Annotated in this window: 9 protein-coding genes; 4 read left to right on the forward strand and 5 right to left on the reverse strand. The window is 71.4% G+C overall.

What is annotated here, in order from left to right; genetic code table 11:
• Nucleotides 1-15 precede the first annotated feature (15 nt).
• From ACWC91_RS13115 to ACWC91_RS13125, 3 genes are all read right to left on the reverse strand, one after another.
• The gene (locus ACWC91_RS13115) at nt 16-1,167 is read right to left on the reverse strand and encodes a WxL protein peptidoglycan domain-containing protein (protein WP_450643898.1); all 1,152 of its coding nucleotides are present in this window, start codon (nt 1,165-1,167) and stop codon (nt 16-18) included.
• Nucleotides 1,168-1,260: 93 nt separating this feature from the next.
• On the reverse strand, nt 1,261-3,237 hold the full coding sequence (locus tag ACWC91_RS13120; RefSeq protein WP_225074662.1) for a purple acid phosphatase family protein: 1,977 nt from the start codon (nt 3,235-3,237) through the stop codon (nt 1,261-1,263).
• A gap of 155 nt (nt 3,238-3,392) precedes the next feature.
• A complete protein-coding gene (locus ACWC91_RS13125) occupies nt 3,393-4,604 on the reverse strand; it encodes a HupE/UreJ family protein (protein WP_376503601.1) in 1,212 nt (403 codons plus the stop codon).
• A gap of 170 nt (nt 4,605-4,774) precedes the next feature.
• Here ACWC91_RS13125 and ACWC91_RS13130 point away from each other — a divergent pair, with 170 nt between their 5' ends.
• Nucleotides 4,775-5,446: a hypothetical protein gene (locus tag ACWC91_RS13130; protein ID WP_450644887.1), complete on the forward strand. Its 672-nt coding sequence runs from the start codon at nt 4,775-4,777 to the stop codon at nt 5,444-5,446.
• A 557-nt stretch (nt 5,447-6,003) separates the two neighbouring features.
• Here ACWC91_RS13130 and ACWC91_RS13135 read toward each other — a convergent pair.
• Nucleotides 6,004-6,636 (reverse strand): TetR family transcriptional regulator, encoded by a 633-nt coding sequence (locus tag ACWC91_RS13135; protein ID WP_376503616.1) that lies wholly within the window; start codon nt 6,634-6,636, stop codon nt 6,004-6,006.
• A gap of 134 nt (nt 6,637-6,770) precedes the next feature.
• On the opposite strand from ACWC91_RS13135, the gene ACWC91_RS13140 reads away from it, so the two are divergent.
• The 3 genes from ACWC91_RS13140 to ACWC91_RS13150 all read left to right on the forward strand — a co-directional run bounded on the left by ACWC91_RS13140 (nt 6,771) and on the right by ACWC91_RS13150 (nt 10,799).
• On the forward strand, nt 6,771-7,496 hold the full coding sequence (locus ACWC91_RS13140; RefSeq protein WP_225074665.1) for a VOC family protein: 726 nt from the start codon (nt 6,771-6,773) through the stop codon (nt 7,494-7,496).
• A gap of 189 nt (nt 7,497-7,685) precedes the next feature.
• On the forward strand, nt 7,686-10,031 hold the full coding sequence (locus ACWC91_RS13145; RefSeq protein WP_281154127.1) for an outer membrane protein assembly factor BamB family protein: 2,346 nt from the start codon (nt 7,686-7,688) through the stop codon (nt 10,029-10,031).
• 183 nt (nt 10,032-10,214) lie between these two features.
• Nucleotides 10,215-10,799: a hypothetical protein gene (locus tag ACWC91_RS13150; protein ID WP_450643180.1), complete on the forward strand. Its 585-nt coding sequence runs from the start codon at nt 10,215-10,217 to the stop codon at nt 10,797-10,799.
• A gap of 77 nt (nt 10,800-10,876) precedes the next feature.
• On the opposite strand, the gene ACWC91_RS13155 is transcribed toward ACWC91_RS13150, so the two are convergent.
• Nucleotides 10,877-11,149 carry a hypothetical protein gene (locus ACWC91_RS13155; protein ID WP_450643178.1) on the reverse strand — a complete coding sequence of 91 codons (273 nt, stop codon included), beginning with the start codon at nt 11,147-11,149 and terminating at the stop codon, nt 10,877-10,879.
• Between the last annotated feature and the right edge of the window lie 95 nt (nt 11,150-11,244).

An 11,244-nucleotide genomic window follows, 5' to 3' on the forward strand; every position in this document is an offset into this window, starting at 1 on the left:
GCCCGGCACCGGGACTCAGCCCTTCTGGGTCTCCCCGGCCTTCTGGGCCTCCTGGGACTCCTGGGTCTCCGGGGTCTCCTCGGGGTCCCGCCCCTCCCGCGTCTCCTTCTCGCGCAGGGCCTGTTCGACCGCGTCCCGTACGCGGGCGTCCTCGCGCAGCTTGCGCCGGGCCCGGCCGCGACGGGCGCGGACGACCGCGCCGGCGATGACCGCGATCAGCAGGACCAGGAGCAGCAGCAGCGTCCACGGGACGGCCCAGCCGCGCGCGGTGGCCCGGACCGGATCGAGCGAGGTGGTGGAGCCGGACGCGTCGGTGAGCAGCGGAGTGAGGGTGGCGGCCGCGGTCAGGCTGACGCCGGGCGCCACGCCGTGCACGGGCACCTTCACCTTCCAGCTCTCGCCCGGGAGCAGCTCCGGCGGTGAGGGTATGCCGCCCGCCTCGGTCCGCAGCCATCCGAACGGGCCCGCGACCGACACCGTCTGCCGGGCCGAGAGCATGGCGTTGCCGGTGTTGTGGATCGTGTACGTGACGGTGGCGTCGCCGGCGGCGAACGGGTTGGCCGAGCCGGAGTAGTCCACGTGCAGGTTCTCGACCGCCAGGGTCGGCCGGAGGTCGCCACCGACCCGCAGCTTGACCCGGATGCCGAGGCGCCGGTCCACGTTGATGCCCTCGGCCTCGTCGGACTGCCGCAGCGAGGTCAGGACACCGCCCACGTAGTCGCCGGGCGTGGCGTTGCCGGGGACGGTGACCGTGAAGGGGATCCGGACGGACTTGCCGGGCCGGAGCACCACGCTCTTGCGCTCGGCGTGGACCCAGGCGCCGACGCCGACGGACTTCTTGTCCCTGGTGAGCAGGTCGAGCTGGCCGGTGTCGGTCGTGAAGCCGTCGGCGGCGTAGACGGCCAGGGTGAGCGGGGACTTGCCGCGGTTGGAGACGACCATGGCGTCCTCGACGCGTCCACCGGGGTTCACTGCGTAGCTGAAGCTGGACCGGTCGGCACCGTAGCTGTTCGGCGCCGTCCTGACCGTCCAGGTGACGTCGCCGCCCTCCGCCGCGGCCGGAGTGGCCCGCAGCCCGGTGAGGGCGAAGGCCATGAGCAGGGCCAGGGCGGCGGTGCGGACGAGGGCGGTGACCGTGGTCTTCCGGCGCGTTGCGGGCAGGGGCATCTCGGGGTCCTCGGGCGGTCTGGTGCGGGTCTGGGGCGAGCGGAGGGGGGTGGGCACCGGAAGGTGCCCACCCCCCAGGTCAAGCGGTTACGGTCAGCTGCTCAGCGCAGTGATCGTGAGGGTGGCGCGGTAGGCGCCCTTGTCGACGCTGCCCGGGATCTTCAGATCCAGGTCCGCGCCCAGCTTGGCCTTGCCCTTGGGGTGGCCCTGGTCGGCCCAGCCGAGCCCGCGCGAGACGGACAGGCCCGCGCCGCCGTCGTAGCCGGAGGCCACCTCCCCGCTGGCCTTGGCGCCGGCGCCTTCCTGGATCACGTTCGGCGTCCAGCCGAGGTAGGCACCGGAGAACACCTTGTCGGCGTCCTTGAAGTCACCCACGCTGGCCGAGATCGACCACGGGGCGAGCGAACGGCGGCTGTCCGACACGAGGATCGGGTTGATCTTGCCGCCGGCCTGGAAGTAGTCGCCGTCGTGGTCCTTGGCGGTGCCGAGGTCCACCAGGCCGTTGTAGCCGTCGATCGTCCAGCCGAACTCGCCCGGGGCGGCGTTCGGGACGTTCACCTGGATGTCCTGGCCGTCACCGTGGTACGGGTGCACGGTGACCTTGTCGACGACCGAGCCGACCGGCTGACCGGAGGGCGTGTTGACGCAGGAGGACTGGCCGAGCTCCACCGCGGCGTTGGGCGCCGCGCAGGTGCCGCTGCGCAGGTTCTCGACGACGAGCTTGTCGTTGCGCACCTTGACCTTGACGTAGCTGCGGACGTTCTCCTGGTTCTGGACCGAGTTGTACCAGTAGTTACCAGGGTTCAGCGGGTCGGCACCGTTGCCGGCGCCGCTCGTGCCGCTGCTGTCCGGCTTGGTGATGCCGTAGTACTTCGAGCCCGAGGCCGAGTTGGCCGTCACGTACAGCACACCGCCGGGACCGGGGTACACGTCCGCGGCGCCGGGCTGCTCGTCCTTGTTCTGCTTCTCGCTGTTCTTCAGCAGGTAGCTGCGCGAGTAGGCGTGGTCGTGACCGGCCAGCACCAGGTCGACACCGAGCTTGGAGAAGGCGGCCGGCAGGTCGTTGCGGCGGACCTTGGCGTCGGAGTCCTTGGCGTGGGAGGCCGGCGAGTACATCGCGTGGTGGAAGACGAGCACCTTCCACTTGGCCTCGGAGCCGTGCTTGTTGATGACGTCCGTGACGTAGTTGATGTGCGCCGCGTCGCCGCCGCCGCCCTGGCTGGTGGCGTAGCTGTTGCTGTTGATGTCGATGAACAGCACATCCTTGTAGATGTACCAGTAGTTCCCACCGGACGTGTTGGAAGCCGGGTTGCCGTTGGAGTACAGCGGCGCCGAGCGGTCCGTGTTCGGCGTGTAGAGGTGCTGCTCGTACGCCTTGCCGCCGACGTCGTGGTTGCCGATGGTGGCGGCCCACGGGTACTGGCGCAGCTGGTCGGGGGCGAGGAAGGCGTTCCACTGGGACTCGGTGTTGGCCGTCTCGACGTGGTCGCCGCCCGACACCAGCAGCTCGGAGTCCGGGTTGGCCCCGAGCGCGACGTCCAGGGTGTCCTGCCAGCCAGCCTGGTCCTTGGCGGTGTTGCCGGACGAGCCGATCTGCGGGTCGCCGAAGAACAGGAAGTCGTAGTCGCCCTTGAAGTCCTGCGTCTTGAAGGAGTACGCGGGGGACCAGTTGCCCTCGGAGCCGACCCGGTAGGAGTAGGCCGTGTGCTCCTGGAGGCCGGTGAGCGTGGCGTGGCGGTTGTAGCCGCCGCTGGTGGAGATGTTCTCCCCGCCGAGGGCGTCGAAGACGGTGGCGGAGGCCGGGAACTCTCCGTTGTCGAGCTGCGCCGTCGGGGCGAGCTGGACCTTCTGCGTGGTGTCGGCCGAGGAGTACCAGGTCACGGTGCGCTGGGACTCGTTGGCGCCGACGCCGAGGATGATGCCGGTGAACGTGCTGGTCTCGGCTGCCTGGACGGGGGAGGCCAGGCCGCTGCCGAGGGCCACGGTCAGGCCCAGGAATGCCGCGGCGGCACCTGTGGCCACGCGGCGCCGCGCCGACCCGGAAGCCGGCGAGGAGGGTCTCGAAATCATCAGATTCGTTCCTTTAGTGCACGGAGGTGCATGGAATGGAGGCCATCAAGGTCTCCGGATTTGGTAAATCAATCGCAAATGCGATCTTGGGATCAGCTGAACTTCGCGGTAGACCTGGGCTGTTCTCAGCCACTCGTGGCCGTTCTCGGCCGTTCTCAGCCTTCGAGCACCCGCTGCACGAACCACACCAGGCCCATGCCGGCCACGCCCGCGCACAGTGCGCCGGTCGACCAGAGGCCCGCCCTCGGCGCACGGCGGTACAGCAGCGCCAGCAGCGGGAAGACGATCGCGATGATCCCCAACTGCACTGCCTCGATGCCGACGTTGAACACCAGCAGAGACCACAGCAGGGTCCACGACCACGGCTCGTCGATCCCCAGCGCTCCCGCGAAACCGAGGCCGTGCACGAGACCGAAGCAGAACACGACCCCGAGGCGCAGCCATCCGGCCCGGTCCAGGCCCAACGGGCCCTCGACCGCCGGGCCGGGAAGGACGGCGGCCCGGTCGCCGCGCCGCGGCAGCCGCCACAGGTGCCAGCCGGCGACGACGGCGATCGACAGCGCGATGACGGGTTCGACGATCCGCTCCGGCACGTGCACCAGGCCGAGGGCGGCGAGCAGGAACGTCACCGAGTGGGCCAGGGTGAAACTCGTGGCCGCGAGCACGATTTCGCGCAGGCGGCGGGATCCGGCGATGAGCGCCAGCAGGAACAGGACGTGGTCGACACCGGTCAGCAGGTGCTCGGCGCCCAGGCGGAAGAACTCCCAGAACCGCTCGTACCACGACTGTCCGATCGAGAAGGACGGATGGTCGGCGTCGAGCGCGGCGCTGCCGGAGAGGCCGGCGAGGTCGTAGGTGGCGATCGTGCGGGTGCCGCGGACATAGCCCTCGGAGTCGGGGAAGAGCGTGCTGCGCACCTCGGGGTCGCCGCCCTGTCCGGGGCAGGCCCATTCGAGGGGCAGGGCGGCGTACGGCACGCCCTCCCGCAGGCCGATCGTGAAGTCGCCGGCCCGGGACGGTGTGCAGGCCTTGCCGCCGGTACCGACCGAGAAGCGTTCGGTGACGTACCTGACGGCCGACTCCGCATGGGAGTCGAGCGCCGCGGCCTGTCCCTCGGTGTCCCCGGCCTCGAACGCGGCGGTGCCCGCCCGGAAGAGGGGATCGTCGTGCTCGGCGTCGGCGGCGGACACGACGTAGAGGTCGTACTCCAGTTCCAGCACCGTGCGTATGCGGCCGTCGTCGCCGTTCGTGACGTGGACGTACACGACCGACGAGAAGCCGTGCGCGGAGGCCGGTTGGCCGAGGCCCAGAAAAGCGATCACCGCCGCGGTGATCCCGAGGAGGGCGCGGCGGATCCGTGATGACATGGTGGCTCCTTGGGGTTTCCCGTGCACGGTGCATGGCATCGGTGAACAAACTCCGGCCCGTCGGCGAACCGTTGAGAAACAAGCGCCGCAACGGCGCTCGCGGAGGCGACCTGCGGCGATCGGGATAGCAGGATGGCGGCGCACCCCTCATCACTCGGAGGACGATCGCCTTGCGCTCCCCGCTTCGGGCCGTTGCCACGCTGGTCGCGGCCGCCGCGCTGGTCGCCGGATGCGGCTCCGGCGACGACTGGTCACGGCCGCACGCGAAGCCCACCGCCGTCGGCATGCTCGGCGCGGGGTTCACCGACCCCTCCGCCCCGCCCACCCCGGAGGCCACGGTCACGCCGCGGCCCGGTTCCTGGAAGGGGGTGCACCCGCCGAAGGGCTACCGCGTGGTGCTGCTCACCGCGGGCGACGACCGTCCGACCAGGGCCCTGGTGTCAGCGGTCGAGGACTGGGCCGCGAGCGAGCACGTCGATCTCAGGACGGTGACCGCGGACGGCCCCCACGACCTCGTTCCCGGCATCGGCAGGGCCGTCGACATGGGCCCGGACCTCGTCATCAGCGCGGGCAACGATCTCGTCGACCCCCTCGCCGTGGTCACCGCGAGCCATCTGTCGCAGCAGTTCCTCGTCGTCGGCGCGGAGCTGGCCGAACCCACCCACAACGTGACGGCGGTCGACTGGTCGGGTGCGTCGTTCCGGGGCGAGGGGCTCGGGATGTCCTCGACGTACGACCCGGAGTCGTTCACCGCCGGGCGCTGCGCGGCCGCCGTCCGCGCGGGCGTCGCCGCCGTGCTCCACAACCTGACGGGCATCGTGATCTGGCTCGACCACGTCTAGCCCGCCGACCTAAGGGTCCGGCGGCCTCTGCACCTGGCGGCCTCTGCACCTGGCGGTCTCTGGGTCCGACCGCCTCTGGGGCCGGTCGTCGCTGGGCTGGGCGTCGCTGGGCTCGGCGGTCGCCGGGGCGGGTTGTCTTCGGGTTCGGCGGTCTCTGGGTCCGACCGCCTCTGGGGCCGGTCGTCGCTGGGCTGGGCGTCGCTGGGCTCGGCGGTCGCCGGGGCGGGTTGTCTTCGGGCTCAGCGGCCTCTGAGTCCGGCCGCCTCCAGGCCTGACCGCCTCCAGGCCTGACCGTCGCTGGGCCTGACCGTCGCTGGGCCTGATCGTCTTCAGGTCGGACTGTCTTCGGGCTTGGTCGTCGCTGGGCCCGGTCGTCTTCGAGCCCGGCCGTCTCCAGATCCGGCCGCCTCTTGGCCCGGTCGTCTTCGGCCCGGCCGCCTCCGGGCCTGGCCCGCGTGGTTCTCCCCCCAACGCAGCAGGCGGCGGTCCACTTGGGTGGACCGCCGCCTGCCTGACAGGACTTGGGGCCTGGAGGGAGTCCGAGGCCGGTGCGCGGGCTATCGCGTCGGCTTCTTCCCGGTGATGCCCAGGTGGACCAGAAGCGCCAGGTTCGGCTTCAGGTCGGCCTGTTTCACCCCCGAGACGAAGCCCTTCTGGTGCGAGGCGACCGCCGCGAGCATCGCGACCAGCGAACCGGCGATCGCGGCCGGATTCACGTCCTTGTCGACCCGGCCCTTGGACTGGAGTTCGGTGACCGAGTCCGTCAGGGAGTTGTTCACGGAGTTCAGGATCTTCATACGGATCTTGTAAAAGCGCTTGTCGCCCTCGGCGGCACCGAGATCGATCACGCGCAGAATGGCGTCGTTGCGATGCCAGAACTCGAGAAATCCGTCCACGAGTTCCTGCGCCGTCTGCCAGCCGGCCTTGCCGGTCCACGACCGGCCTTCCAGCAGTTCGGCCAATCCGCCGCCCTCGGCGGCCATTTGATCGGCGATCTCCAGAACGGCGCCCTCGACGTCGGGGAAGTATTGATAGAAGGTCGCGGGCGAAGTGCCCGCCTTCCTGGCGACATCGATGACCTTGACGTCCCGGTAGGGGGAGGAGCTGAGCATCTCGCTGAGGCAGTCGAGCAGCTTCTGCCGGGTCGCCTGCCCACGTCGACCGGCCACGCGGCCGTCGACGGTACGCACTTGTCCTGTCATGTCGTCAGCTTACCGAGCAGTGATCGGAGCGCGATTCGGCCGACTGCAAATGGGGTGCATGGGCTCAGAGAGGCTGGTGTGCCTGGTCTGCGGGTCGCACGGGACCCGGCTAGTTTGGCGACATGGCCGAAAACAGGGCATCCGCGAGCACAGAGGGCGTCCCCTGCTGGGTGGACGCGCAGCTTCCCGACGTCGAGGCGGGAAAGCGGTTCTACGGTGAGCTCTTCGGGTGGAGCTTCGCGGAGGAGGCGCACGGAGGATCCGTAGCGGCCCGGCTGGAGGGGGAGCCCGTCGCCGCGCTCTCGCCGAAGACGGACGGCCGTATGCCCACCGTCTGGACCGTGTACTTCGCCACCCCGGACGTCCGGACGCTGGCCGAGCGGATCCGGGCCGCCGGCGGGCAGGTCGTGACGCCGCCCGCCCGGGTCGACGGCCTGGGCACGGCCGCCCTCGCCGCCGATCCCGAGGGCGCCGTCTTCGGGCTGTGGCAGCCGGACAGCCACCAGGGCTTCGGCAGACGCCACGAGCCGGGCACCTTCGCCTGGGCCCAGCTCTACGCCCGCGACACCGAGGCCGCCAACGTCTTCTACGGCGGACTGTTCCACGACGCCCTGTTCGGACCGGGTGCCGAACCCGACTTCGGCCGGTCCGCCGTCTCCGACGTCTTCCCGCCCGAGATGCCGCCGCACTTCCTCGTCCACTTCCGGGTCGCCGGGACGGAGGCCGCCCTCGGCACGGTGGTCCGGCTCGGCGGGCGGGTGCAGGTGCCGCCCTTCAGGACGTCGTACGGAAACATCGCCGTCGTCGCCGACAATCAGGGGGCGTCCTTCGCCCTGCTGGAGAGGTGAATTCCGCCCCCCGGCCGGGAAGAGGGGGTTTTGCGGCGTGACATCCCGATGTGTCGCCGGGTTCGCAACCTGTGCGCCGGACAGGAAGAATCAGGGTGCGTGCCGCCACGGCGGTGCGGTGGTGAGACGCTGCACTTCGGTCGCGTACATATGTGGGTGGCGCGGCTCGTACGGGGAGGTGGCAGGCAAGTGGTGGATCAGCTGACGCAGCACGACCCACGGCGGATCGGGCCGTTCGAGGTGCTGGGACGGCTGGGTGCCGGCGGCATGGGGCTGGTCTATCTCGCGCGCTCGGCGTCCGGGCGGCGCGTGGCGATCAAGACGGTCCGGACCGAGCTGGCCGAGGACCAGCTGTTCCGGGTCCGCTTCACACGTGAGGTGGAGGCCGCGCGGGCGGTCTCCGGCTTCTACACGGCCGCCGTCGTCGACGCCGACCCGCGCGCCGCCGTGCCATGGCTGGCCACCGCCTACGTCCCGGCGCCCTCCCTCGAGGAGATAGTGACCGAGTGCGGTCCGCTCCCGGCCCAGGCGGTGCGCTGGCTGGCGGCGGGCGTCGCCGAGGCGCTTCAGTCCATCCACGGCGCCGGGCTGGTCCACCGCGACCTGAAGCCGTCCAACGTCCTCGTCGTCGAGGACGGGCCGCGGGTGATCGACTTCGGGATCGCCTCCGGTGTCTCGAACACCCGGCTGACCATGACGAACGTCGCCGTCGGCACCCCCGCGTACATGTCTCCCGAGCAGGCCAAGGACTCGCGCAGCGTCACCGGCGCCAGCGATGTCTTCTCGCTCGGCTCGATGCTGGTCTTCGCCGCCACCGGGCATCCGCCCTTCCACGGCGCCAACCCCGTCGAGACGGTCTTCATGCTGCTGCGCGAGGGCCCCGACCTCGAAGGACTCCCGGACGAGCTGCGTCCGCTGATCGAGTCCTGCATGCAGATGGAGGCGACCGCCCGGCCCAAGCCGGCCGACCTCCAGGCCCAGCTCGCGCCCCATCTGTTCGGCTCCGGCTCCGACGACAGCGGTACGGCCTCCGCCTGGCTGCCCGGGCCGGCCGTCGGCCTCATCGAGTCCCGCCGCGGCGGCCGCCTGGCCGTGCAGCCCGCCGCGCCCGGCCCCCGCGGCGGCGGCCGGGTCCCCGTACCGCCCCCGCCCTCGCACAGCCCGGCCGTACCGGCGCCGCCCGGCCCCGCGCCGGTGGGCGTCCCCGACTCCGGTCCCGTGCGGCTGGCCGGCGCCCAGGTGCCGATCGGTCCCGGGCCGCGCGTCGCCGACGCCCGTGCCGCCGCCGTCAAGGCGCCCCCGCCCGAGGCGGGCCTGGCCGCCACCTGGTCCAGACCGCACCCCGGTGCCAACGGCGCCGATCCCGCCGTACCGGCCGTGCCGCCGATGCCGCCGGAGACCCCGGCCGGCTGGCGGCCGTGGCGCTTCCGCATGTCCAACGACGTCTGGGGCACCCCGTCCGTCGCCGACGACCTCGTCTACGTCACCTCCTTCGAGGTGCACGCCCTGGACGTGGCCACCGGCCGCCGCCGCTTCAAGACCCGCGACGTGGCCTGGTCCATGGCGGTGGCCGACGGCCGGGTGCACGCCTCCGACGGGCCCACCCTGTTCGCCCTGGACGCCCGCGAGGGCGCCGACCTGTGGCGCTTGCAGACGGACTCCTGGGTGTACTCCCTCGCGGCCGACCGCGGCACCGTCGTCACCGGTACCCGTGGCGGAGGCGTCCAGGCCTGGGAGGCCGCCGACGGCCAGAAGCTGTGGGAGATCGCCGGCTGCCAGACCGACTTCGAGTCCCCCGAGGCCGGCCCCGTCGTCCACGACGGCACGGTGTACGTCTGGCAGGACGCGCGTCTGCGCGCCCTGGAGGCCCGCACGGGCGAGGAGCGCTGGTCCTACCCGATCGGCGACGCGGCCTCCTGCGGCGGCGTACCGGTGCGCGTCACCCCGGCCCCCGACGGCTACGTCTACATCTGCGCCGGCACCCGTGTGCTCGCCGTGGACGTGGCGAGCGGCCACGTGCGCTGGCACTTCGAGGCCCCCGCGGTCTTCCTGTGCCCGCCGGCCTTCGCGCCGGGCCCGGCGGTGAGCGGCGGCGGCATCTACCTCGCCGACTACCTCGGCACCGTCTACGCCCTCGACGCCACCGACGGCCGCGACCGCTGGCGCATCGCCACCGAGTCCCGCGCCTCCGTCGCCCCGGTCCTGGTCGCCGCCGGGCACGTCCACGTCGGCAGCGGCAGGGGCCTGTACACCCTGGACGCGGTCACCGGCACACCCAAGTGGCGCTTCCAGGCGGGCGGCGAGATCGTCGGCTCACCGGCGGTCGCCGAGGGCCGTATCCACTTCGGCTCCACCGACCACCTGCTGTACACGCTCAAGGCCGACGACGGCCGGCTGCGCTGGAAGCTCGCCACCGGCGGCGAGATCACCGGCTCCCCGGTGGTCAGGGACGGGGTCGTGTACGCGTGCAGCAAGGACCGCTGCGTGTACGCCCTGGACGCGGAGAAGGGGACGGGCACCGCCCGCACCACCTGATCCGCGCCAGGGCGGTGTGGTGACGGCCGTCGTACGGGATACACGGAAAGGGCCTCGGACGACGGCCGTCGGTCCTGGTCAGCGATGCTTTCGTCACCGCTCACGCAGATGACGCTACTCCGCGTGCGGGGCCGTCGCCACGCGAGCCCGGGCGAGCCGCCGCTACGCCGATAGGGTGATCGCATGCAGACACGGGGGCGCAGGATCAGGTTCGCGGTGGTGTCGGCGGTGGTGGTGCTCGCGCTGACGGGCTTCTCCCAGGGTCACGGGCACGGGCGCAGCCGGCACAGCGGCGGTGGTGGTGGCGGGTGCAGCAACTCGCACCAGGACCATGACAGTTCGACGTCCAGCGGCTCGTACGGCGGCTCGTCCAGCGACTCTTACGGCGACTCGGACGACGACGGCGGGACCAGCGGTACCGGCGGCACCTACAACCGCCGTCCCGGCTACCGCTCCACGCCCACTTCCCCCAGCGTGACCGGCAGGAGCCGCGACCTGCGGGACGCCACGGTGAGGCTGATCAGCTGCGCGACCCGGGGAAAGCCGTACGCGACCGTCGAGATCACCAACCCCAACGACAGCAAGGCCGACTTCCAGGCCTGGGTCACCTTCTACGACACCGGGGGGACCCAGCTCCTGAAGAACTCGTCCCCGGTGGTCCCGGTACCCGCGAAGGGCAGGGCGACCACCGAGGTGCCCCTCGGCGAAACCTTCCGTTCCTCGGCCGACCACTGCGAGCCGGACCCCACGGCCTCGCCCAGGAACTGACCGCCCCGGAAACACACTTCGGCCGCGGCGGCTCCCCCTCGGTGCCACCGCGGCTGATCCCCGTGTGGGAGGAGGCTCTAGCTCGGGTCGGACGTGATGTGCGTGTTGTCCGGCTTGGCCGTTCCGCCGTCACCCACCTTCTCGATGTCGGTGATGTGCGTGTTGAGCGGCTTGACCCCGGTGCCGGCCTCGGCGTCGGTGATGTGCGTGTTGAGCGGCTTGACCTTGGTGCCGGCCTCGGCGTCGGTGATGTGCGTGTTGAGCGGCTTGACCCCGGTGCCGGCCTCGGCGTCGGTGATGTGCGTGTTGGCCGGCTTGACGACCGGCTTGTCCTTGCTGGTCTCGCTCATACTGCTGACTCCCGTTGCTGTGTGCCGTTCGAGGTGGTGGAGGGGTCCGTCCGGTCACTCCCCCGTGGGTGGCCGGGCGGACCCCTTCGAGTCGC

Source organism: Streptomyces sp. NPDC001204 (genome assembly GCF_053598035.1).